Origin of the sequence: Azospirillum brasilense (genome assembly GCF_007827815.1) — a bacterium.
GTDB lineage: Bacteria > Pseudomonadota > Alphaproteobacteria > Azospirillales > Azospirillaceae > Azospirillum > Azospirillum brasilense_C.
On record NZ_VITH01000013.1, the window covers coordinates 38959 to 60325 of the forward strand.

Below are 21367 nucleotides of genomic sequence, written 5' to 3' on the forward strand. Positions count from 1 at the left end.
GGGGATCACCGAACGGAAGAGGCCGCGACGCATGGAGCCGATCGTCTGGGAGTGGGTCAATTTTCTGGTGCGCTGGCTGCACGTCATCACAGCCATCGCCTGGATCGGGTCGAGCTTCTATTTCATCCACCTCGACCTGTCCCTGCGGCGGCGCGACGGCCTGCCCAACGGCGTGGCGGGGGAGGCGTGGCAGGTCCACGGCGGCGGCTTCTACAACATGATGAAATACACGGTCGCCCCGCCGGAGCTGCCGGAGAAGCTGACCTGGTTCAAATGGGAAGCCTACGCCACCTGGCTCAGCGGCTTCTGCCTGCTGTCGGTGCTCTACTACCACGGCGCCGCGCTTTACATGATCGACCCGGCGGTGCTGGACATCCCCTGGTGGGGCGCGGTGCTGCTCAGCCTGGGCGCGCTGGGGCTGGGCTGGCACGTCTATGACCGGCTGTGCAAGTCGCCGCTCGGCAAGGACGACGTGAAGCTGGCGGCGGCGGGCTTCGTCTTCCTGGTGCTGGTCGCCTGGGGCCTCAGCCACCTCTTCAGCGGGCGGGCGGCGATGCTGCATGTCGGCGCGCTGATCGGCACGATGATGTCGGCCAACGTCTTCCGCATCATCATCCCCAACCAGACCAAGGCGGTGGCCGCCATGAAGGCGGGGCAGGTGCCCGACCCGGCGCTGGGCAAGCAGGCCAAGCAGCGGTCGCTGCACAACAATTACCTTACCCTGCCGGTCGTCTTCCTGATGATCTCCAACCACTACCCGCTGGCCTTCGGCACGCGCTACAGCTGGGTGATCGTGGCGGTGGTGCTGGTGGTGGGGGCGGTGATCCGCCACTTCTTCAACAGCCGCCACGCCGGCAAGCCGGCGCCCTGGTGGACCTGGGCGGTGGCCGCCGCGGGCGTCGCCGTCATCGTGGGCCTGAGCGCCGCCGGCGCGCGGACCGAGAGCGCCGCCGCAGCACCGGCCAGGGTCGAGTTCGCGCAGGTGGAGGAGGTGGTGCTGTCCCGCTGCTCCATGTGCCACGCGGCGCAGCCGGTGTGGGAGGGGATCGGCGTGGCGCCGCGCGGCGTCACGCTGGACAGCGCGGAGGCGATCGGCCGCCACGCCCCGCAGATCCGCGTCTGGGCGGCGCTGTCCGACGCGATGCCCCCCGGCAACGTCACCGGGATCACGCCGGAGGAGCGCCGCCTGCTCGCCGCCTGGACCGATCAGCTTCCCCGGTAGGTGGAGTAGCTGTAGGGGGAGACGAGCAGCGGCACATGGTAATGCTGGTCCGCGTTGGCGACGCCGAAGCGGATCGGCACCACGTCGAGGAAGGCGGGTTCGACGATCTCCAGGCCGGAGGCGCGGAAATAGGCGCCGGCCTCGAACACCAGTTCATAGACGCCCGGCGTCAGGTCGGCCCCGGCCAGAAGCGGCGCGTCGCAGCGCCCGTCGGCGTTGGTGCGGGTCTGCGTCAGCCGCTCCCGCCGGTCCCCGTCGATGCGGTAGAGGGTGACGGTGATCCCGGCGCCGGGCCGTCCGTGCGTCGTGTCGAGAACATGGGTGGTCAGGCGCCCGCTTCCGGACATGGGTTTCTCCTCGCCATGGAATGCCGCGAAGAGACCTTATACCGCACCCCATGCCGCACCGCCGCGCGGTCCGGACGGGGCCTGCGCAAAAAGACTTTCAAACGGATCGAAAAAGCGGACCCCGGCGATTGCGGGTATGCTGTGGGGCAGGAGACCGATCAGGGAAGGCCGGGATGCGACCGAGCGAGATGGACCGTGCAAGTTTCGTCGCCCGATTCGGCGGCGTGTTCGAACATTCGCCCTGGGTCGCCGAAGGCACCTGGGATGCCGTCAATCAGGGGGGAAACCTGCCGGACGACGCGGAGGGCTTGCACGCCGCCATGGTCGCCGTCCTGCGCGCCGCCGATCATGACCGGAAGCTGGCGCTGCTGAACGCCCATCCCGATCTGGCGGGCCGGCTGGCGCTGCGCGGCGAGCTGACCGCCGACAGCACGGCGGAGCAGGCCAGCGCCGGGCTGGACCGCTGCACGCCGGAGGAGTTCGCCCGCTTCACCGAGTTGAACGACGCCTACAAGGCGCGCTTCGGCTTCCCCTTCATCCTGGCTGTCAAGGGCCGCAGCCGCGCCGACATCCTGGAGGCCTTCGAAACCCGCCTGTCCAACGGGCCGGAGGAGGAGTTCGCCACGGCGCTGGCCCAGGTCGAGCGCATCACCTGGCTCCGTCTCCAGGATTTGCTGCCCAAGGACATCGAGCCATGACGACGTTCGGCGCGGACCTGATGGCGCGGCTGGACGCCTTCGCCGGCTTCACGGAGGAGCCGGGGCTGCTGACCCGCCTGTTCCTGACCCCGCAGCACCGCGCCGCCGCGGATTGGCTGATGGAGCTGATGGGCAAGGCCGGGATGAACGCCCGGCTGGACCCGGCGGGGACGGTGGTCGGCCGCTACGAGGGGACCGTGCCGGGCGCGCCGGCCCTGCTGATCGGTTCCCACATCGACACGGTGCGCAACGCCGGCCGGTATGACGGGAATCTGGGCGTGCTCGCCGCCGTCGCGGCGGTGGCGGAGCTGGACCGGCGTGGCGAGCGCCTGCCCTTCGCCATCGAGGTGCTGGGTTTCGGCGACGAGGAGGGGGTGCGCTTCCCCGTGACCCTGACCGGCAGCCGCGCCGTGGCCGGCCGCTTCGACCGGGCGGCGCTGGAGACGCGCGACCGCGACGGCGTGCGCATGGCCGACGCGCTGCGCGCCTTCGGCGGCGACCCGGAGGCCATCGCCACGGCGGCCCGCAAGCCGGGCGAGGCGCTGGCCTTTCTGGAGGTCCACATCGAGCAGGGGCCGGTGCTGGAGGCCGAAGGGTTGCCGGTCGGCATCGTCACCGCCATCAACGGCGCCACGCGCTTCGCCATCCGGTTGCGCGGCATGGCCGGCCATGCCGGCACGGTGCCCATGGCGCTGCGCCGCGACGCGCTGGCCGCCGCCGCCGAGATGACCCTGGCGGCGGAGCGGGTGGCCGCGGCCTCGGACGCCAAGGCCCCCGAAGCCGGATTGGTGGCGACGGTGGGCCGGATCGAGGCGAAGCCGGGCGCCGTCAACGTCATCCCCGGCGAAGTCGCCTTCACCCTCGACGTCCGCGCGCCGGAGGACGCCGTGCGGCGCGACGCCTGCGCCGCCATCCTCGCCGATTTCGAGGCGATTGCCGCCCGCCGCGGCGTGGAACTGACGGTGGAGACCACCCACGACGCGGCGGCCGCCCCCTGCTCCCCCGGCATCCGGCGGCAGATCGAGGCGGCGGTGGTCCGCGCCGGCGTCCGTCCCCTGTCGCTGCCCAGCGGCGCCGGGCACGACGCCATGGCCTTCGCCGGCCTGCTGCCGATGGGCATGCTGTTCGTCCGCTGCAAGGGCGGCATCAGCCACAACCCCGCCGAATCCATCACCGCGGAGGACGCCGACCTCTCGGTGCGCGTCCTTCTGGACATCATCCGCCACTTCGAGCACGAGACCGCGACAGCATGACCGACGCCGCCCAACAGGCCATCCATGCGTTCCTGGAACAGACCCGCGACGCGCAGGTCCGCTTCCTGGCCGAACTGGTCAAGGTGCCCTCCGACAACCCGGCCGGCGACTGCGCGCCCCACGCCGAGCGCGCCGCCGCGCTGCTGGAGGCCATGGGGCTGACGGTGGAGCGCCACCCGGTCCCGGCGGATCTGGTGCGGGCCAACGGCATGATTTCCGCCACCAACCTGATCGTGCGCCGCCGCTTCGGCGACGGGCCGACGGTGGCGCTGAACGCCCACGGCGATGTGGTGCCGCCGGGCGAGGGCTGGACCCGCGACCCCTACGGGGCGGAGGTGGTGGACGGCTGGATGTACGGGCGCGGCGTCGCCGTCTCGAAGTCCGACTTCGTCACTTACACCTACGCCCTGCTGGCGCTGGAGAAGGCCGGGCTGGCGCGCGGCACGGTGGAGCTGCACCTGACCTACGACGAGGAGGCGGGCGGCGAGATCGGGCCGAAATGGCTGCTCGACGAGGGGCTGACCAAGCCGGACCTCGCCATCGCCGCGGGCTTCAGCTACGGCGTCGTCACCGCGCACAATGGCTGCCTGCATCTGGAGGTCGAGGTCACCGGAAAATCCGCCCACGCCGCCCTGCCGATGACCGGCATCGACGCGCTGGAGGCGACCACCGCGATCCTCGGCGCGCTCTACGAGCACCGCAAGGGCTACGCGGACACCGTGTCGGCGGTGGGCGGCATCGGCTCGCCGCAGTTGACGGTCGGCCTCATCAAGGGCGGCATCAACACCAACGTCGTTCCCGACCGCGTGACCCTGCGCCTCGACCGCCGCATGATCCCGGAGGAGGCGCCGGAGACGGTGGAGGAGACCTTGCGCGCGGTCATCGCCGCGGCTGCTGCAGCCTTCCCGACGGCCCGCGTCGAGGTCCGCCGCATCCTGCTGGCCCGCCCGCTGACCCCGCTGCCCGGCACCGACCGGCTGGCCGCCGTCCTCTGCGCCCAGGCCAGCCGCGTGATGGGCGAGCCGGTGGAAACCAAGGGCGTGCCGCTCTACACCGACGCGCGCCATTACTCGGACGCGGGCGTGCCCATCGCCCTGTTCGGCGCCGGCCCCCACACCATCGAGGAGGCCAACGCCCACCGCGCCGACGAGCGCCTGCCGCTGTCCGACCTGTTCAAGGCGACGGAGGTTGTGGCGCTGTCGCTGTTGGAGGTGTTGGGCGAGGGGTGAGGCCCCCACCCTAACCCTCCCCCGCTGGGCGGGGGAGGGGACTGCCGCCGCTTCGCGAATATCTCCCTCCCCCGCCCAGCGGGGGAGGGCCGGGGTGGGGGCAATGGCGCTTCCACAACGATAAGAACGACAAGGACGACCCGCCGGTGATCATCGAGAACGATCTGAAGCTGGACTTCAAGGACGTGCTGATCCGCCCGAAGCGCAGCACCCTGGAAAGCCGCAACGACGTGGACATCGAGCGGACCTTCCGCTTCGTCCACAGCGGGCTGGAATGGACGGGCTTCCCGCTGATCGCGGCCAACATGGACGTGGTCGGCACCATGGCCGTCGCCCGCGCCCTGTCGCGCTTCGGCGCGATGACCGCGCTGCACAAGCACTACCCGGCCGACGCGCTGATCCCCTTCTTCCGCGACGAGGACACGGCCAACGTCTTCTATTCGCTGGGCACGACCGAGGCCGACTACGACAAGTTCCAGGCGGTGAAGGCCAAGGCCCCGGTGGCCAAGCTCTGTCTGGACGTCGCCAACGGCTACACGGAGCGCTTCGTGCGCGTCATCAGCCGATTGCGGACGGAGAACCCGGACATGGTCATCATGGCCGGCAACGTGGTGACCGGCGACATGACCGAGGCGCTGGTGCTCGCCGGGGCCGACATCATCAAGGTCGGGATCGGGCCGGGGTCGGTCTGCACCACCCGCAAGATGACCGGCGTCGGCTATCCGCAGCTCTCCGCCATCATCGAATGCGCCGACGCCGCCCATGGGCTGAAGGGGCAGGTCTGCGGCGACGGCGGCTGCACGGTGCCGGGCGACATCTCCAAGGCCTACGGCGCCGGTGCGGACTTCGTGATGCTCGGCGGGATGCTGGCCGGCCACGACGAGTGCGAGGGCGACATCCGTTACGAGGAGCGCGACGGGCGCAAGGTGCCGGTGGCGATGACCTTCTACGGCATGTCGTCCGACACGGCGATGCACAAGTACGCGGGCGGCGTCGCCTCCTACCGCGCGTCGGAAGGCAAGACCGTGGAGGTCCCCTACCGCGGAGCGATCGACGGCACGATGCAGGAGATCATGGGCGGCGTGCGCAGCATGATGACCTACATCGGTGCCACCAAGCTGAAGGAGGTGTCGAAGCGGACCACCTTCGTCCGCGTCGGCGCGCAGCTCAACACCGTCTTCGGGGGCTGACGCCACGGGAGGTACCCAGCCCCGGGTACCTCCGTCTCCACCGCCTTCCTCCGGAACCACCGGCGGGTTCCACCGTTCGCAGGATGTGCGGACGGGTGGGGCGCCGGACGGCGTGCTCCCCTTGTCCGCCTTTTGGCAGGACGAGGAAGGCAGAGCTTATGCGTGATTTCGATGGGGCTGCTCCGGCGTATGTGGGGCGGACGGACGGACCGGCGGTCTTTGATTACCTGATCGTCGGCGCCGGCTTCGCCGGCAGCGTGCTGGCGGAGCGGCTGGCGGCCGGGCTGGGGAAGCGGGTGCTGCTGATCGACCGGCGCCCGCACATCGGCGGCAACGCCTACGACCATCACGACGACGCGGGCGTGCTGATCCATCGCTACGGCCCGCACATCTTCCACACCAATTCGCAGCCGGTGGCGGACTATCTGTCCCGCTTCACCCAGTGGCGCCCCTACGAGCACCGGGTGCTCGCCCACGTCGACAGGCAGCTCGTCCCCATCCCGATCAACCGGACGACGGTCAACAAACTGTATGGCCTGGACCTCGACGAGGCCGGCGTGGCGGCGTTCCTCAAGAGCCGCGCGGAGCCGGTGGCCGACGTCCGCACGTCCGAGGATGTGGTGGTCGGCGCGGTCGGGCGGGAGCTGTACGAGAAGTTCTTCCGCGGCTACACCCGCAAGCAATGGGGCCTCGACCCGTCGCAGCTCGACAAGGCGGTGACGGCGCGGGTGCCGACGCGGACCAACGACGACGACCGCTATTTCGGCGACAGCTTCCAGAACATGCCGCTGCACGGCTACACGCGGATGTTCGAGACCATGCTCGACCACCCGAACATCACCATCCGCCTGGGCGCCGATTTCCGCGACGTGGTGCGCGACGCGCGCTACCGCAACCTGATCTTCACCGGCCCGGTGGACGAGTATTTCGAGTACCGTTTCGGCAAGCTGCCCTACCGCTCGCTGACCTTCCGGCACGAGACGGTGGACCAGGAATGGTTCCAGCCCGTCGCCGTGGTGAACTACCCCGGCGAGGAGGTTCCGCACACCCGCATCACCGAATACAAGCACCTGACCGGCCAGACCAACCCGCGGACCAGCCTGACTTACGAATACCCGTCGGCGGAGGGCGACCCCTACTACCCGATCCCCCGCGCTGAGAACGCCGCCCTCTACCGCAAGTACCAGGAACTGGCCGACGCGACGCCGAACGTCCATTTCGTCGGGCGGCTGGCGACCTACCGCTACTACAACATGGATCAGGTGGTGGCGCAGGCGCTGGCGCTCTACACCCGCATCGCCAAGGCCGAGGGCGCGGTGGCGGAGGGCGCGCGCGGCATTTCCGGGATCGGCACCGCCCAACCGGCCTCCCCATCGTCCGCGCCGGTCCACAGCAGGAGGGAAGCCTCATGAAAGCGTTCGGAATGGCCCTGGCCACCGCGGTCGTCCTCGCCATCGGCGCCAGCGTGATCCTGGAGGGCACGCTGGGCCGCACCGCCGACCAGACCTACGCGGCACCCTCGGTCCGGTTGAGCCAGGACAACACCGTGCAGTACCGGAACTTCATGGGCCACCCGGCGGAGTGACGGCTGCCGCTCCGCAGGTTCGATCCCGTCCCTGAAGCCAGGGCGAGATGAGGGATGTGTGGACGCCGCGGCCGGGTCAGGCGGCGTCCTTCACCGCCTCCAGCACGATGGTGATCTCGTCGACCACGTTGTTCTGGCTCTCGATGGCCTCGGCGATGTCCTGGTTGGTGGCCTGCCCCGCCTTCAGCCGTTGTTGCCAGCGCGGCATCAGCTTGTAGCCGACCGACAGGATGCGGAAATCCACGTTCAGATGCATGGCCAGCCGGGTGTTCGGCCAGCCGCGCTCGATGAACTTCCGGTTCTCCTCCATCGAGAACAGGCTCAGCACGTTGGGCGTGATCGGCCGGACATGGGTCGGGTCGCCGAGGAAGCCGTCGCTGCGCGGGTGCGGCACCTTGATGGTGATCCGCGCGCCGTGCCGGCAGACGCGGTGCATCTCCGTCATGATGTTCAGGAACTGCCCGGTCGTCTGGCCCATATGCTCCAGCGCGTGGATGAGCTGGATGTCGGCGACGCTGTTCGTCTCGAACGGCCAGGGCACGGCTTCCAGGTCGGCCTGGATGTCCGGCCCGAAGGTGCCGTACTTGTCCACATTCACATAGCCGGGAAGCCGCGTGTCGCCGCAGCCGAGGTTGAGCTTGAGGTCCGACATCCTGCGCGCCTTCGGTCCGCCGTTGTTGCCACCGGCAGGACCGTACACCGCCCGCGGCCCAAACGACAGATCGGGAACGCCCACCCTACATGTCCAAACCAACGTCCAAATTCGGCGCGCTGTGGGTCAGCCAGCCGACCGAGATCATGTCGACGCCCGCTTCGGCGATGGCCCGCACGGTGGACAGGGTGACGTTGCCCGACGCCTCCGTCACCATGCGGCCGTCGACCATGGCGACGGCGCGGCGCAGCGTCTGCGGGTCCATGTTGTCGAGCAGAACGACGTCGACCGGCAGGGTCAGCAGCTCCTCCAGTTGGGCCAGCGTGTCCACCTCGACCTCCACTTTCACCATGTGGCCGATGGCGGCGCGGACGCGCTCGACCGCCGGGCGGATGCCGCCGGCCACGGCGATGTGGTTGTCCTTGACCAGAACCGCGTCGTCCAGCCCGAAGCGGTGGTTGAAGCCGCCGCCCAGCCGCACCGCGTGCTTTTCCAGGACGCGCAGGCCGGGGGTGGTCTTGCGGGTGCAGACGATGCGGGCGCGGGTCCCCTCGACCTCACGCACCAGCGCGCGGGTGGCGGTGGCGATGCCGGACAGGCGGCCCAACAGGTTCAGCGCCGTGCGCTCCGCCGTCAGCAGGGCGCGGGCGCGGGCCGTCACGGTGGCGATGGTGGCGCCGGGGGCCACGTCGGCGCCGTCGCCATGCTCCACCCGCAGCTCCGCCGCCGGGTCGAGCATGCGGAAGGCGGACAGGGCGACCTCCAGCCCGGCGACGCGCCCGTCCCTGCGGGCGGCCACCCGCGCCGTCGCCACGGCGTCCGCCGGGACGATGCTGTCGGTGGTGATGTCGCCGGCCCGCCCGAGGTCCTCCGCCAGGGCGGCGCGGACGATCGGCTCATAGGTCAGAGGATGGAGCATGCGGCGTCTCCGGTCAGGGGGCCGGCGGCCCCGGTTAGGTCGGTGAGGGTGAAGCGGTGGCGCTGCGCCGCCGGGTCTTCCTGCGGGAAGTCGGTGCGGAAATGCGCCCCGCGGCTTTCGCTGCGGGCGAGCGCGGCGTGGACGATCAGCCGCCCGGTCAGCAGGCGGTTGCGCGCCTCGCCCCAGCGGCGGACGGCGGCGAGGTCCGCCGGGCCGACGCCGCACAGCGCGTCGAGCGCCACGGCGAGCCGGTCCAGCTTGCGCCGGGCGGTCCACAGACCCACCCCGTCGCGCACCAGCCCGGCGCCCTGGTAGAGCGTGCGGCGGGATTCGTCGGTGATGGCGTCGAGCAGGCCGGCCCCGATCTCCCCGGCGACGGCCGGGATGTCGGGCAGGGCGAAGGGCGGCAGGGGAGGCAGGTCCCGCCCGGCCACGTCGCGGGCCACCCGCGCACCGAACACCAGCGCCTCCAGCAGGGAATTGCTGGCCAGCCGGTTGGCGCCGTGGACGCCGGTGCAGGCGACCTCGCCGCAGGCCCACAGCCCGTCCAGGCTGGTCCGCCCGGCGGGATCGGTGACCACCCCGCCCATGTGGTAATGCGCCGCCGGGGCGACCGGCACCGGCTCCCGCCAGGGGTCCAGCCCGTGGGCGGCGCAGAGCGCCAGCACGGTGGGGAAGCCGTCCGGCCTGGCGGCCAGCGCCGGGCGCAGGTCCAGCCGCACCGGCTCCCCCGCGGCGACGCGGGCGCCGATGGCGCGGGCCACCACGTCGCGCGGGGCCAACTCGGCCAACGGGTGTTCCGCCGCCATGAAACGGACCCCGCGCCGGTCGAGCAGCAGCGCCCCGGCGCCGCGCAGCGCCTCGGTCAGCAGCGGGGCGGGGTCGGCGTCCACGGCGAGCGCCGTGGGGTGGAACTGCACGAATTCCACATCGGCGAGCAGAGCCCCGGCCCGCGCAGCCAGCGCCAGCCCGTCGCCGGTCGCCTCCGGCGGGTTGGTGGTGCGGGCGTAGGCCCCACCGACCCCGCCGGTCGCCAGCACCACGCGCGGCGCGCGGTGGAACACCCAACCTTCGGCGTGGCAGGCCAGCACGCCGCAGACCCGCCCGTGGCGCACCGCCAGATCGACGGCGAAGGCGTTGCTCTCCACCCGGATCGACGGAGTGGAGCGCACCCGCTCGGCCAGCGCCGCGACCAGCGTCGCCCCGGTGGCGTCGCCGCCGGCATGGACGATGCGCGCCGCCCCGTGCGCCGCCTCCCGCCCCAGCAGGGGGGCGCCGCCGGCGTCGCGGTCGAAGGGCAGCCCGGCGCGGAGCAGCGCCCGCACCCGCTCCGCCCCCTCGCGGGTCAGCAGCAGGGCGCGGTCCGCGTCCACGAAGCCGGCCCCGGCGGCCACTGTGTCGGCGGCGTGCGCCTCCGGCCCGTCGCCGGGGCCGATGGCGGCGGCGATGCCGCCCTGGGCGTGGTTGCTGGAGCCGCCCGGCAGGTCCGGCGTCTTGGTCAGCAGCGTGACGGCGCGCGGCGCCAGATGCAGGGCGGCGGTCAGCCCGGCCATGCCGGAGCCGATGACGACCACCTCCGAATCGCGGACCGTGTAAGGGGTGGGCATGGGTGGGTTCTCTCGATGGAGAATCTAGCCCTCTCCCCTCCGGGGAGAGGGTGGCCCGAAGGGCCTTTCGCGCTGGCCAAAGGCCAGCGCTGACGGCGGCGGGCGGATGCCTCTGGCATCCGCTGAGAGCCGGTGAGGGGGATTCGCGTGGCGGTGCGTTCGGCACAAGTGCAACCCCCTCACCCTGACCCTCTCCCCAGAGGGGAGAGGGAATACGAGATCAGCGCGGCTTCACCGCCAGCATCCGTTCCACCGAACGGCGGGCGCGGTCGGCCACCTCCGGGGCGATGGTCACCTGCGGTTCCAGCGTGCGCAGGCTGTCCAGGATGTTCGCCAGCGTGATCTTCTTCATGTGCGGGCACAGGTTGCAGGGCCGCACGAACTCCGTCTCCGGCGCGGCGGCGGCGATGTTGTCGCTCATCGAGCATTCGGTGACCATCAGCACCCGCGGTGGCCGGCGGTCCGCCACGAAATCGACCATGCGGGCGGTGGAGCCGACGAAGTCCGCGGCTTTCAGGACGTCGGGCGGGCATTCCGGATGGGCGATGACGACCAACTCGTCGAAGCGTCCGCGGAACTCGCGGATCTCGTCGCCGGTGAAGCGCTCGTGCACCTCGCAGTGGCCCTTCCAGGCGATGATCTCGACGCTGGTCTGGGTGGCGACGTATTTCGCCAGATACTCGTCGGGCAGCATGATGACGCGCGGCGCGCCCAGCGATTCCACCACCTCCACCGCGTTGCCGGAGGTGCAGCAGATGTCCACCTCCGCCTTCACGTCGGCCGAGGTGTTGACGTAGGCGACCACCGGCACGCCCGGATAGCGCTCGCGCAGCAGCCGCACGTCGGCGGCGGTGATCGATTCGGCCAGGGAGCAGCCCGCCCCGGTGTCGGGAATCAGCACCGTCTTGGCCGGGTTCAGCAGCTTCGCCGTCTCCGCCATGAAATGCACGCCGGCCACGACGATCACGTCGGCGTCGGTCTCGGTCGCCCGTGCGGCCAGCGCCAAGCTGTCGCCGACGATGTCGGCCACGCCGTGGAAGATCTCCGGCGTCTGGTAATTGTGCGCCAGGATCACCGCGTTGCGCTCGCGCTTCAGGCGGTTGATCTCGTGGACCAGCGGAGCGTGGAACGGCCACTCGACGGCGGGCATCACGCGCTTCATGCGCTCGTAGATCGGCTGCGTCGCCGCGGCGATGTCGGGCGTGTAGGCAAGGCCGGTGGTGTCGCGCATGGCGCCTTCCTTTAATGCTCGCTGTGAGCAAAACCATAAATGCTCGATTGGAGCATATCAAGCGGAAAAGAATGCGTCGTGCGGAACGTCGGTGATTCGCCCTACTTGGCTTCCTGGCTGCTCAGGTCGGACGGGTTTTCGGAGCGGGTCGGCTCGTGCCCCATGTCGGGTTCGCTGGCCCATTGGTTGGGGCGCGGCACCGGGTTGCCGTGAAGGTCGGGCGGCGCCCGGCGCAGGTCGGTCAAGGCCTGCTGCAACTCCGCTCCCTGGGTCTCGCCGCTGGTGCTGGATTTGGGCGCGCGGACGCCCTGTTCGTTGGGCGGCGGCTCCTGGCTCTGCTGCACCTTGATGTCGTTGGACAGCGACTCCTTGTTGACTTCCTGGGCGATGACGTTGCCGGTCATCAAAAGCCCGGCGACAAGGCCGGAAGAGACGAGACCGGAAGAAATGAGGGCGGCGAGCAAGGCGGCGGACTCCTTTTGAAGGAAGGGGTGGCAAGGCCGTCCCTCCCACCAACAGGCGTTGGCACCAACCCTCCCGTTCGCGCGTTATCAGGGGCATGGACCCGACCGACGCCCCGACTCTGCCGCCCATTTTCCAGCCTTGGCCCGCCGAGGCGGACGGCCCCTTCGCCACCGCCCGCCGCTTCGCCGCGGAGGGGGCGGCGCCCGGCACGCTCGTCCACAGCGGCCGGCGCGACCGGCTGGACGTGGCGGTGGTGCTGGTTCCCGACCGCCCGGACGCGGGGGATGGCCTTGCCGCCGTCACCCTGGTCGCGCTGGCCGACGCGCTGGAGGCGTTGGGGCCGCCGAACCAGAGCATCCGCTTCGACGGCGCGGGCCGCCTGCTGCTGAACGGCGCGGTGGCCGGCGGGGTGACCGTCGCGCTCGGCCCCGGCGCCGAGGACGGGCTGCCCGCCTGGGCCGTGGTCGGGGCAGAACTGGAGGTGCTGGGCGACCCCGACGACCCCGACCCGGGGCGACACCCCGACCGCACGGCGCTGCGCGAGGAGGGCTTCGGCGACACCGACGCCGTGGCGGTGCTGGAGAGCTTCACCCGGCATTTCCTGACCTGGATCGACCGCTGGATGGACGCGGGCTTCGAGCCGGTGCGGCGGGTCTGGGAACAGCGGCTGGTCCGCAAGGCAGAGGGGACGCGGTCATGACCGGACAGGCCGAACGGCGCGGCGTCGGCATCACGGTGGAGCGCCAGCGCATCGACAACCCGTGGGTGGACGCCCGCTGGCGGGTGACCGGCGCACTGCCGGCGCTGCCCGACCGCGCGCCCTGGACCGTGCTGGCGCAGGATGGCGAGCGCACCGGCTATTACGCGGGTGCGGCGGAGATCGTGCTCCATCCCGGCGAGACGGAGAACTACGTCGAGAATTTGAAGGGCGGCCACCCGATGCTCTACGTCATCCTGCGCCGCTGCGCGGAGGAGCCGGGGCTGCGGCTGCTCGCCGTCACCGTCGATCCCGGCGAGGTCGACGCCCATTCCGACGCGGGCGACGACCTGATCGAAGCGATTCCACTGCCGCCCGATCTTTCGGAATGGATGTGCGACTTCGTGGCCCGGCACCATACCGAACGGCCCTTCTACAAGCGCCAGCGCGACCGCGCCGACCCGGAGGCGCTGGCCCGCCGTGCCCCGGTTGCTCACTCTGGAAAGGATCAGCGCCATGGATGACCGCGCCCTGGATGACGGGTCCGAAGGCTTCCTGTCCCGCTGGTCGCGGCGCAAGCAGGAGGCGCGCACGGCGCCCGTCGAGGTCCCCGAACCGCCGGAGGAGCGGGACGCGGTGGAGGAACCGCAGGCCATCGCCGCTCCGCCGCCGGAACCCTTCGACCCGGAAAGCCTGCCGCCGGTGGAGAGCCTGGGCGCGGACAGCGACTACACCGGCTTCCTCGCCAGCAACGTCCCGCAGGAGCTGAAACGGCTGGCCTTGCGCAAGGCCTGGACCAGCGACCCGGTGATCGCGGGCTTCCGCGGCTTCGCCGAGTATGACTGGGACTGCAACGCCCCCGGCTACGGCAAGCTGCTCGACACCGACCGCATTGCCGACCTGCTGGACCGCATCGCCACCGACGAGAAGCCGGCGGAGGAGGAGAAGGTGGAGGAGGTGGTGGTTGCCGAGGTGGACGAGTCTGAGGAAGTGGACAGTGCTGCCCCCACCCCGGTCCTCCCCCGCTCCGCGGGAGAGGGAGATGATCGCGAAGCGGCGGCAGTCCCCTCCCCTGCGAAAGCGGGGGAGGGTTAAGGGGGGGCAGCACCGAGGCGCGAAGGCAAGTCCACCCCGCTTAGACTGCGCAACCTTTGAGCATTCCCGCTGTTGTCCCTGATGAGCCGGACCTTAACCGGCCACGGAAAAGGCGAAGCGGGGCAAGGGCATGGCGGAAACGGCCATCATCGACGACGCGGATCGGCTGCGGGCGCAGGCGTACGGCCTGCTGGCCCACCTGTTGGCGCGTCCGCCGTCGCGCGACCTGCTGGCCACGGTCGGCGCTCTGGCCGGGGACGGTTCGCCGCTCGGCCGGGCCATCAGCGATCTGGCCGTACGCGCCCGTACGCTCGCCGACGCCCCGGACGGCGAACACCGGGCCGAGCGCGAGTATCATGAGCTGTTCCTCGGGGTGACGCGGGGCGAGCTGGTTCCCTTCGCCTCCTACTACCGCACCGGCTTCCTGATCGACCGGCCGCTGGCCCGCCTGCGCGAGGACATGCAGGCGCTGGGCATCGAGCGCGCCCCCGGCGTCAGCGAGCCCGAGGACCACATCGCCGCCATCGTCGAGATCATGGGGGCGATGGCCGCCGGGACCGTCGGCACGGCGGGCGGCGAGCCGGACCTGCCGCGCCAGAAGCGCTTCTTCGAGCGCCACCTCGCCCCGTGGGCGGGCCGCTTCTTCCAGGATCTGGAGGAGGCGTCGGCGGCGCATTTCTACCGGCCCGTGGGCACCTTCGGGCGGCTGTTCCTGGACATCGAGACCAACGCCTTCGCGATGATCGCGTCCGTCCCTCCGGGCGCGCCGCGCGGGGCCGACCAGCGGGAGGGCACGATCCATGCACCGTGACGAGAGCCAGAAGAAAACCGGACTGGAACGCCGCAGCCTGCTGAAGGGCCTCGGACTGGGGGCTGCTGGGGCCGCCGCTGCGGCCGCGACCCTGCGCGCCGCCCCGGCGGAGGCGGTGGAATCGCCGCAGGAGCAGGTGAAGTCCCGCTACCGCGAAACCGACCATGTGAAGCGTTTCTACGCGCTGAACCGACTCTGACCGCGACGTTTCTTATCCAAAGGGCCGCCCCATGCTCGTCAAGCGCAACGCCGGAACCGCCGCCACCCGCGCCTCCCTCGCCCGCCGCCTGAACGGATTGTCGGCCAACGGACTGTCCGCGGGCACCGCCGGGCTGGGGGAAACCGTCGACCGCCGCGGCTTCCTGAAGACCTCCGGCCTCGCCGCCGGGGGCATGGCGGCTCTGAGCGCGCTGCCCGCCGCGATGATCCAGAAGGCCGAGGCCGGGCCGACCCTGCCCAACGTCGAGGTCGTCACCCGCAAGAACGTCTGCACCCACTGCTCGGTCGGCTGCACGGTGATCGCGGAGGTGCAGAACGGCGTCTGGACCGGGCAGGAACCGGGCTGGGAAAGCCCGATCAGCCAGGGCGCGCACTGCGCCAAGGGCGCCTCGGTGCGCGAGCTGACCAAGGGCGAGCGGCGGGTGAAGTACCCAATGAAGCTGGTCGACGGCCAGTGGCAGCGCATCTCCTGGGATCAGGCCATCGAGGAGATCGGGACCAAGCTGCTGGAGATCCGCCAACAGTCCGGGCCGGACGCCACATTCTGGCTGGGCTCCGCCAAATTCTCCAACGAGGGCGCCTATCTCTTCCGCAAGCTGGCGGCCTTCTGGGGAACCAACAACGTCGATCATCAGGCGCGCATCTGCCACAGCACCACGGTCGCCGGGGTGGCGAACACCTGGGGCTACGGCGCGATGACCAACAGCTACAACGACATCCAGAATTCCAAGGCGCTGCTGATCATCGGCGGCAACCCGGCGGAGGCCCATCCCGTCTCGCTGCCGCACATGCTGCGCGGCAAGGAGCACAACCGCGCCCCCTTCATCGTCATCGACCCGCGCTTCACCCGCACCGCCGCCCATGCCACCGACTATGTGCGCATCCGTCCCGGCACCGACATCCCGGTCACCTGGGGCATCCTCTGGCACATCTTCGAGAACGGCTGGGAGGACAAGGAGTATATCCGCCAGCGCGTGTACGGCATGGACGAGATCCGCGCCGAGGTGAAGAAGTGGGACCCCGCCACGGTGGAGCGGGTCAGCGGCGTGCCCGGCGAGCAGCTTTACCGCGTGGCGGAGGCGCTGGCGAAGAACCGGCCGTCCACCGTCATCTGGTGCATGGGCATCACCCAGAAGACCACCGGCACCGCCAACGTCCGCGCCCTGTCGATCCTGCAGCTGGCGCTGGGCAACATCGGGGTGGCCGGCGGCGGCGCCAACATCTACCGCGGCCACTGCAACGTGCAGGGCGCCACCGACTTCGGGCTCGACGTCTCCACGCTGCCCTCCTACTACGGGCTGGCCGAGGGGGCGTGGAAGCATTTCTGCCGCGTCTGGGACGTCGACTACGACTGGATGAAGGCCCGCTTCTCCTCCAAGGAGCTGATGGAGGCCAAGGGCATCCCGACCACCCGCTGGTTCGACGGCGTCACCTACAAGCCGGAGGAAATCCAGCAGCCGTCGCCGCTGAAGGCGATGGTCGTCTTCGGCCACGGCGGCAACACCGTCACCCGCATGCCGGAGATGCTGAAGGGGCTGGAGCAGCTGTCCCTGCTGGTCATCGCCGATCCGCACCCGACCACCTTCGCCGCCTTCAAGGAACGCAAGAACGGCACCTACATCCTGCCCGCCTGCACGCAGTTCGAGACGGACGGTTCGCGCACCTGCTCCAACCGGTCGATGCAGTGGGGCGAGAAGGTCGTGGAGCCGATCTTCGAGTCCAAGGACGACTACACGATCATCTATCTGCTCGCCCGCAAGTTCGGCTTCGCCGACGAGATGTTCAAGCACATCACGGTGGAGGAGACCCGCCCGGTGCCCGAGGACATCCTGCGCGAGATCAACCGCGGCTGCCTGTCCACCGGCTACACCGGCCAGTCGCCGGAGCGGCTGAAGATGCACATGAAGCATCAGGCCGACTTCGACAAGATCACCATGCAGGCGACCAGCGGCCCGCTGAAGGGCGAGTATTACGGCCTGCCCTGGCCCTGCTGGGGCCATCCGGAGCTTCGCCACCCCGGCTGCGCCGTGCTCTACGACACCTCCAAGCATGTGATGGAGGGCGGCGGCGTCTTCCGCGCCCGCTTCGGGGTGGAGCGCAACGGCGTCAGCCTGCTCGCCGACGGCTCCTATTCCAAGGGGTCGGAGATCGAGGACGGCTATCCCGAATTCACCATGGCGATGCTGCGCAAGCTGGGCTGGGACAAGGACCTGACGGCGGAGGAGATGCGCGTCATCCAGGCCATCGGCGGCGACAAGGTGGACGAGGTGAGCTGGCAGACCGACCTGTCCATGGGCATCATCCGCGTCGCGCTGAAGCATGGGTGTTCGCCGCACGGCAACGCCAAGGCGCGTGCCGTCGCCTGGAACCTGCCCGACCCGGTGCCGCTGCACCGCGAGCCTATCTACTCGCCGCGGCCGGAGCTGGTGAAGGAATACCCGGCGATCGAGGATCGGCGCGACTACCGCCTGCCGCAGCTCGCCCGCTCGCTCCAGTTCAAGATCGCGGACAGCGACATCCGCCAGCGCTTCCCCTTCATCCTGACCTCCGGACGGCTGGTCGAATACGAGGGCGGCGGCGAGGAGACCCGCTCCAACCCATGGCTGGCCGAGCTGCAACAGACGATGTTCGTGGAGATCAACCCCAAGGACGCCGAGCGTCTGGGCATCCGCGATGGCGGCATGGTCTGGGTCTACGGGCCGGAGGACAGCTCCAAGGCGCGGATGCGCGCCCTGGTGACCGAACGCATCGGCACCGGCACGGTCTTCATGCCCTTCCACTTCTCCGGCTACTGGCAGGGCAACAGCCTGCGGGAGAACTACCCGCCCGGCACCGACCCCATCGTTCTGGGCGAGCCGGCCAACGGGGTGACGACCTACGGCTACGACCCCATGACCTTCATGCAGGAAACCAAGGTGACGCTGTGCCGCGTCGAACCGGCCTGACGCGCAAGGAGGACAGACAACCATGGCCCGCATGAAATTCCTGTGCGACGCGGAACGCTGCATTGAGTGCAACGCCTGCGTCACCGCCTGCAAGAACGAGCACGACATCCCCTGGGGCATCAACCGCCGCCGCGTCATCACGCTGAAGGACGGCGTGCCGGGCGAGCGCTCCATCTCCATGGCCTGCATGCACTGCAACGACCCGCCCTGCGCGGCGGTCTGTCCGGTGGACTGCTTCTACCAGACGGCGGACGGGGTGGTGCTGCACTCGAAGGACCTGTGCATCGGCTGCGGTTACTGCTTCTACGCCTGCCCCTTCGGTGCGCCGCAGTACCCGCAAGCGACCAACTTCGGCGGGCGCGGCAAGATGGACAAATGCACCTTCTGCACCGGCGGTCCCGAAGAGGACAACACGATGGAGGAGTACCAGAAGTACGGCACCAACCGGCTGGCCGAGGGCAAGCTGCCGCTCTGCGCGGAAATGTGTTCCACCCGCGCGCTGATGGCCGGTGACGGGGACGTTCTGGCCGACATCTACAAGGAGCGGACGGTGCGCCGCGGCTACGGCTCCGGCGCCTGGGGCTGGTCGACCGCCTATGGCCAGAACGACCGCGGCGACGCCTTCAGCCCGGGCCGCGAGGGCACCGGCGGGAGCTGAGAGGGTGGGGTTTTGCCCCCTCCCTAACCCTCCCCCGCTGGCGCGGTGGAGGGGACTGCCGCCGCTTCGCGTACAGCCCCCTCTCCCGCGCAGCGGGGGAGGGCCGGGGAGGGGGCAACAGCATTCCAACGCAAAGCCCCCGCCAAGGCAAAGCGCACACTCTCTAGGGAAGGACGCGCCATGACGAAGCTCCTGCGCCCCCTGCTGGTCCTGTTCGTTCTGCTGCTCGCCGCCCCGGCGGTGCAGGCGCAGTTCTACCAGACGCCGGGGCCGACCTCGCCGACCTCGAAGGACGAGGTGCAGCTCTACCAGACGCCGGACGGCAAGCTCTCCGGGCGGGTCAGCATTCCCGACGCGAAGCTGGGCGTCCTGGTCCAGCCGGAAGGGCGGGAATGGCGCGAGTTCCGCATGGTCTGGCTGAAGATCATCGCCGGCGCGCTGATCCTGGGGCCGATCGCGGTGCTGGCGATCTTCTACCTGATCCGCGGCACCATCCGCATCCAGGGCGGTCGGTCAGGGCGCCCGGTGCCGCGCTTCAGCGGCATGGACCGCTTCGCCCACTGGACGACGGCGGTCAGCTTCCTGCTGATGGCGCTGACCGGGCTGATCCTGACCTTCGGGCGCATGCTGCTGATCCCGCTGATCGGCCACCCGAACTTCACGATGCTGGCCGAGGCCAGCAAGTACATGCACAATTTCTTCAGCGTGCCCTTCGTCCTCGGCCTGCTGATGATCTTCGTGCTGTGGGTGCGCGACAACATCCCGGAGAAGGCCGATCTCGTCTGGCTGAAGACGCTCGGCGGCGTGTTGAGCAAGTCCGGCGAGCATCCGGAGGCCGGGCGCTTCAACGCCGGTCAGAAGGGCGTCTTCTGGGCGGTGGTGTTCGGCGGGTTCGCGCTGTCGCTCACCGGCTTCCTGCTGATGATGCCCTTCGCCGTTACCGGGATCGGCGGCATGCAGATCCTGCATGTGGCGCACGGGGTGGTGGCCGCGCTGATGATCGCGCTGATCATCGGGCACATCTACATCGGCACCATCGGCATGGAGGGCGCGTTTGACGCCATGGGCAGCGGCGTGGTGGACGAGAACTGGGCCAAGGACCATCACCGCCGCTGGTACGAGGAGCAGCTCCGCAACGGGCAGGCCAATCAGGACGGACGGCTGCGGCATCATGCGGCGGAGTGAGGCGCGGAACCGCTCGACAGGCGCGCCGGCATGACCGATCCTTCCGCACAACCAATTGTGCGCAGGGGGGATGCATGCCGCTCGATCAACGGGAGTCGCTGTTCCGCCGCATCGCGGAGCGGCGCGACGACCTCGTCGCGCTGACCCGCGACCTGATCCGCATCCCGACCGTGAACCCGCCCGGCGACGTCTACACCGACTGCGCGGAATTCCTCGGGCGCCGGCTGGCCGGGCGCGGCTTCGCCGTGGAGTATGTGCGGGCCGACGGCGCGCCGGGCGACAGCGACCGCTACCCGCGCACCAACGTCGTCGCCCGCGTCGAGGGGCGCGAGCCCGGCCCCTGCGTGCACTTCAACGGCCACATCGACGTGGTGCCCGCCGGCCAGGGCTGGACGGTCGATCCCTTCGAAGGCGTCGTAAAGGACGGGCGCGTCTACGGCCGCGGCGCCTGCGACATGAAGGGCGGGATCGCCGCCTCGATCATCGCCGTGGAAGCGATTTTGGAGGCGGGCATCCCCTTCCCCGGCGCGTTGGAAATCTCCGGCACGGTGGACGAGGAGTCCGGCGGCTACGGCGGGGTCGGGCATCTCGCCACGCTCGGCTACTTCTCCCGCCCGCGGGTCGATCACGTCATCATCCCGGAACCGCTGAACGTCGACCGCGTGTGCATCGGCCACCGCGGCGTCTGGTGGGCGGAGATCGAGACGAAGGGCCGCGTCGCCCACGGCTCCATGCCCTTCCTCGGCAACTGCGCGGTGCGCCACATGGGGGCCGTGCTGCACCGGATCGAGACGGAGCTGATCCCCCGTCTGGCCGCCAAGCGCACGACCATGCCGGTGGTCCCGGAAGGGGCGCGGCAGTCCACCTTGAACATCAACGCCATCCACGGCGGCCAGCCGGAGGATCATGGCGGCCTGCCCAGCCCGATGGTGCCCGACCGCTGCCGCATGGTCATCGACCGCCGCTACCTGATCGAGGAGGACCCGGAGGAGGTACGGGCGGAGATCGTCGGCATCCTGGAGGGTCTGCGCCGCGAACGCACCGGCTTCGATTACGAGCTGCGCGAGGTGCTGGCCTTCCTGCCCACCCTGACCGACGCCGATGCGCCGGTGGTGCGTGCGGTGGGGGCGGCCATCGAGACGGTGCTGGGCCGCCCGGCGGCGCAGGTGGTGTCCCCCGGCACCTACGACCAGAAGCACATCGCGCGGGTCGGGCATCTCAAGGACTGCATCGCCTACGGTCCCGGCATCCTCGACTTGGCCCACCAGCCGGACGAGTATGTGGACATCGACGATATGGTCCATTCTGCGCAGGTCATGGCGATGGCCGCCCTGTCTTTGCTGCGGCGGGAGGTGTAGG

22 protein-coding genes are annotated in these 21367 nt (G+C 70.2%); 16 read left to right on the forward strand and 6 right to left on the reverse strand.

Annotated features, from left to right (window positions below):
* The first annotated feature begins 31 nt into the window (after positions 1 to 31).
* On the forward strand, positions 32 to 1222 hold the full coding sequence (locus tag FBZ83_RS23620; protein WP_145689166.1) for a urate hydroxylase PuuD: 1191 nt from the start codon (positions 32 to 34) through the stop codon (positions 1220 to 1222).
* Here FBZ83_RS23620 and uraH read toward each other — a convergent pair.
* Positions 1207 to 1569, reverse strand: a complete 363-nt coding sequence (gene uraH, locus FBZ83_RS23625) for a hydroxyisourate hydrolase (RefSeq protein ID WP_145689167.1) — start codon at positions 1567 to 1569, stop codon at positions 1207 to 1209. The two genes, FBZ83_RS23620 and uraH, sit on opposite strands and share 16 nt — an antisense overlap.
* 188 nt (positions 1570 to 1757) lie before the next feature.
* Between uraH and uraD the strand changes: the two genes are divergently transcribed.
* The 6 genes from uraD (at position 1758) to FBZ83_RS31530 (ending at position 7524) form a co-directional block, all read left to right on the forward strand.
* A complete protein-coding gene (uraD, locus tag FBZ83_RS23630; protein WP_247888445.1) occupies positions 1758 to 2267 on the forward strand; it encodes a 2-oxo-4-hydroxy-4-carboxy-5-ureidoimidazoline decarboxylase in 510 nt (169 codons plus the stop codon).
* Entirely contained in the window at positions 2264 to 3520 is a 1257-nt protein-coding gene (locus FBZ83_RS23635; RefSeq protein ID WP_145689169.1) for an allantoate amidohydrolase, read from the forward strand. The genes uraD and FBZ83_RS23635 overlap by 4 nt, the downstream gene beginning before the upstream one ends.
* Entirely contained in the window at positions 3517 to 4749 is a 1233-nt protein-coding gene (locus FBZ83_RS23640) for a M20/M25/M40 family metallo-hydrolase (protein ID WP_145689170.1), read from the forward strand. Before FBZ83_RS23635 ends, FBZ83_RS23640 begins: the two co-directional genes overlap by 4 nt.
* A gap of 146 nt (positions 4750 to 4895) precedes the next feature.
* The gene (locus FBZ83_RS23645; protein WP_145689171.1) at positions 4896 to 5939 is read left to right on the forward strand and encodes a GMP reductase; all 1044 of its coding nucleotides are present in this window, start codon (positions 4896 to 4898) and stop codon (positions 5937 to 5939) included.
* Positions 5940 to 6097: 158 nt separating this feature from the next.
* On the forward strand, positions 6098 to 7351 hold the full coding sequence (gene glf / locus FBZ83_RS23650; RefSeq protein WP_145689172.1) for a UDP-galactopyranose mutase: 1254 nt from the start codon (positions 6098 to 6100) through the stop codon (positions 7349 to 7351).
* On the forward strand, positions 7348 to 7524 hold the full coding sequence (locus FBZ83_RS31530) for a hypothetical protein (RefSeq protein ID WP_186466174.1): 177 nt from the start codon (positions 7348 to 7350) through the stop codon (positions 7522 to 7524). Before glf ends, FBZ83_RS31530 begins: the two co-directional genes overlap by 4 nt.
* Positions 7525 to 7600: 76 nt before the next feature.
* Here the strand turns inward: FBZ83_RS31530 and FBZ83_RS23655 are convergent, their stop codons facing one another.
* From FBZ83_RS23655 to FBZ83_RS23675, 5 genes are all read right to left on the reverse strand, one after another.
* Positions 7601 to 8176 carry a class I SAM-dependent methyltransferase gene (locus FBZ83_RS23655; protein WP_145689173.1) on the reverse strand — a complete coding sequence of 192 codons (576 nt, stop codon included), beginning with the start codon at positions 8174 to 8176 and terminating at the stop codon, positions 7601 to 7603.
* Positions 8177 to 8261: 85 nt separating this feature from the next.
* Complete coding sequence (nadC, locus tag FBZ83_RS23660) at positions 8262 to 9095, reverse strand: carboxylating nicotinate-nucleotide diphosphorylase (RefSeq protein WP_145689174.1); 834 nt, start codon at positions 9093 to 9095, stop codon at positions 8262 to 8264.
* Positions 9080 to 10702: an L-aspartate oxidase gene (locus FBZ83_RS23665; protein WP_145689175.1), complete on the reverse strand. Its 1623-nt coding sequence runs from the start codon at positions 10700 to 10702 to the stop codon at positions 9080 to 9082. The genes nadC and FBZ83_RS23665 overlap by 16 nt, the downstream gene beginning before the upstream one ends.
* A 220-nt stretch (positions 10703 to 10922) precedes the next feature.
* Positions 10923 to 11933, reverse strand: coding sequence for a quinolinate synthase NadA (gene nadA / locus FBZ83_RS23670; protein WP_145689176.1), 1011 nt, complete (start codon positions 11931 to 11933; stop codon positions 10923 to 10925).
* A 101-nt stretch (positions 11934 to 12034) separates the two neighbouring features.
* Complete coding sequence (locus FBZ83_RS23675) at positions 12035 to 12397, reverse strand: hypothetical protein (RefSeq protein WP_145689177.1); 363 nt, start codon at positions 12395 to 12397, stop codon at positions 12035 to 12037.
* A gap of 95 nt (positions 12398 to 12492) precedes the next feature.
* Here FBZ83_RS23675 and FBZ83_RS23680 point away from each other — a divergent pair, with 95 nt between their 5' ends.
* The 9 genes from FBZ83_RS23680 to FBZ83_RS23720 all read left to right on the forward strand — a co-directional run bounded on the left by FBZ83_RS23680 (position 12493) and on the right by FBZ83_RS23720 (position 21366).
* Complete coding sequence (locus tag FBZ83_RS23680) at positions 12493 to 13098, forward strand: biotin/lipoate--protein ligase family protein (protein WP_145689178.1); 606 nt, start codon at positions 12493 to 12495, stop codon at positions 13096 to 13098.
* Positions 13095 to 13619 carry a DUF3305 domain-containing protein gene (locus tag FBZ83_RS23685; protein WP_145689179.1) on the forward strand — a complete coding sequence of 175 codons (525 nt, stop codon included), beginning with the start codon at positions 13095 to 13097 and terminating at the stop codon, positions 13617 to 13619. Before FBZ83_RS23680 ends, FBZ83_RS23685 begins: the two co-directional genes overlap by 4 nt.
* Positions 13612 to 14190, forward strand: coding sequence for a DUF3306 domain-containing protein (locus tag FBZ83_RS23690; protein ID WP_247888446.1), 579 nt, complete (start codon positions 13612 to 13614; stop codon positions 14188 to 14190). Before FBZ83_RS23685 ends, FBZ83_RS23690 begins: the two co-directional genes overlap by 8 nt.
* Positions 14191 to 14320: 130 nt before the next feature.
* Positions 14321 to 15001: a TorD/DmsD family molecular chaperone gene (locus FBZ83_RS23695; protein WP_145689181.1), complete on the forward strand. Its 681-nt coding sequence runs from the start codon at positions 14321 to 14323 to the stop codon at positions 14999 to 15001.
* Positions 14991 to 15200: a twin-arginine translocation signal domain-containing protein gene (locus FBZ83_RS23700; protein ID WP_145689182.1), complete on the forward strand. Its 210-nt coding sequence runs from the start codon at positions 14991 to 14993 to the stop codon at positions 15198 to 15200. The genes FBZ83_RS23695 and FBZ83_RS23700 overlap by 11 nt, the downstream gene beginning before the upstream one ends.
* A 31-nt stretch (positions 15201 to 15231) precedes the next feature.
* A complete protein-coding gene (locus FBZ83_RS23705; RefSeq protein ID WP_145689183.1) occupies positions 15232 to 18165 on the forward strand; it encodes a formate dehydrogenase subunit alpha in 2934 nt (977 codons plus the stop codon).
* Between the two features lie 22 nt (positions 18166 to 18187).
* On the forward strand, positions 18188 to 18823 hold the full coding sequence (gene fdh3B / locus FBZ83_RS23710) for a formate dehydrogenase FDH3 subunit beta (protein WP_137141567.1): 636 nt from the start codon (positions 18188 to 18190) through the stop codon (positions 18821 to 18823).
* A 180-nt stretch (positions 18824 to 19003) separates the two neighbouring features.
* Positions 19004 to 20008 carry a formate dehydrogenase subunit gamma gene (locus FBZ83_RS23715; RefSeq protein WP_145689184.1) on the forward strand — a complete coding sequence of 335 codons (1005 nt, stop codon included), beginning with the start codon at positions 19004 to 19006 and terminating at the stop codon, positions 20006 to 20008.
* Between the two features lie 74 nt (positions 20009 to 20082).
* Positions 20083 to 21366: an acetylornithine deacetylase/succinyl-diaminopimelate desuccinylase family protein gene (locus FBZ83_RS23720; RefSeq protein ID WP_145689185.1), complete on the forward strand. Its 1284-nt coding sequence runs from the start codon at positions 20083 to 20085 to the stop codon at positions 21364 to 21366.
* Position 21367: the final 1 nt, after the last annotated feature.

What these genes read in the sequence shown, in the direction of transcription:
- FBZ83_RS23620 (WP_145689166.1), top strand. Translation starts at nt 32, where the DNA reads ATGGAGCCGATCGTCTGGGAGTGGGTCAATTTTCTGGTGCGCTGGCTG.
- uraH (WP_145689167.1), bottom strand. Translation starts at nt 1,569, where the DNA reads ATGTCCGGAAGCGGGCGCCTGACCACCCATGTTCTCGACACGACGCAC.
- uraD (WP_247888445.1), top strand. Translation starts at nt 1,758, where the DNA reads ATGGACCGTGCAAGTTTCGTCGCCCGATTCGGCGGCGTGTTCGAACAT.
- FBZ83_RS23635 (WP_145689169.1), top strand. Translation starts at nt 2,264, where the DNA reads ATGACGACGTTCGGCGCGGACCTGATGGCGCGGCTGGACGCCTTCGCC.
- FBZ83_RS23640 (WP_145689170.1), top strand. Translation starts at nt 3,517, where the DNA reads ATGACCGACGCCGCCCAACAGGCCATCCATGCGTTCCTGGAACAGACC.
- glf (WP_145689172.1), top strand. Translation starts at nt 6,098, where the DNA reads ATGCGTGATTTCGATGGGGCTGCTCCGGCGTATGTGGGGCGGACGGAC.
- FBZ83_RS31530 (WP_186466174.1), top strand. Translation starts at nt 7,348, where the DNA reads ATGAAAGCGTTCGGAATGGCCCTGGCCACCGCGGTCGTCCTCGCCATC.
- FBZ83_RS23655 (WP_145689173.1), bottom strand. Translation starts at nt 8,176, where the DNA reads ATGTCGGACCTCAAGCTCAACCTCGGCTGCGGCGACACGCGGCTTCCC.
- nadC (WP_145689174.1), bottom strand. Translation starts at nt 9,095, where the DNA reads ATGCTCCATCCTCTGACCTATGAGCCGATCGTCCGCGCCGCCCTGGCG.
- FBZ83_RS23665 (WP_145689175.1), bottom strand. Translation starts at nt 10,702, where the DNA reads ATGCCCACCCCTTACACGGTCCGCGATTCGGAGGTGGTCGTCATCGGC.
- nadA (WP_145689176.1), bottom strand. Translation starts at nt 11,933, where the DNA reads ATGCGCGACACCACCGGCCTTGCCTACACGCCCGACATCGCCGCGGCG.
- FBZ83_RS23680 (WP_145689178.1), top strand. Translation starts at nt 12,493, where the DNA reads ATGGACCCGACCGACGCCCCGACTCTGCCGCCCATTTTCCAGCCTTGG.
- FBZ83_RS23685 (WP_145689179.1), top strand. Translation starts at nt 13,095, where the DNA reads ATGACCGGACAGGCCGAACGGCGCGGCGTCGGCATCACGGTGGAGCGC.
- FBZ83_RS23690 (WP_247888446.1), top strand. Translation starts at nt 13,612, where the DNA reads ATGGATGACCGCGCCCTGGATGACGGGTCCGAAGGCTTCCTGTCCCGC.
- FBZ83_RS23695 (WP_145689181.1), top strand. Translation starts at nt 14,321, where the DNA reads ATGGCGGAAACGGCCATCATCGACGACGCGGATCGGCTGCGGGCGCAG.
- FBZ83_RS23700 (WP_145689182.1), top strand. Translation starts at nt 14,991, where the DNA reads ATGCACCGTGACGAGAGCCAGAAGAAAACCGGACTGGAACGCCGCAGC.
- FBZ83_RS23705 (WP_145689183.1), top strand. Translation starts at nt 15,232, where the DNA reads ATGCTCGTCAAGCGCAACGCCGGAACCGCCGCCACCCGCGCCTCCCTC.
- fdh3B (WP_137141567.1), top strand. Translation starts at nt 18,188, where the DNA reads ATGGCCCGCATGAAATTCCTGTGCGACGCGGAACGCTGCATTGAGTGC.
- FBZ83_RS23715 (WP_145689184.1), top strand. Translation starts at nt 19,004, where the DNA reads ATGACGAAGCTCCTGCGCCCCCTGCTGGTCCTGTTCGTTCTGCTGCTC.
- FBZ83_RS23720 (WP_145689185.1), top strand. Translation starts at nt 20,083, where the DNA reads ATGCCGCTCGATCAACGGGAGTCGCTGTTCCGCCGCATCGCGGAGCGG.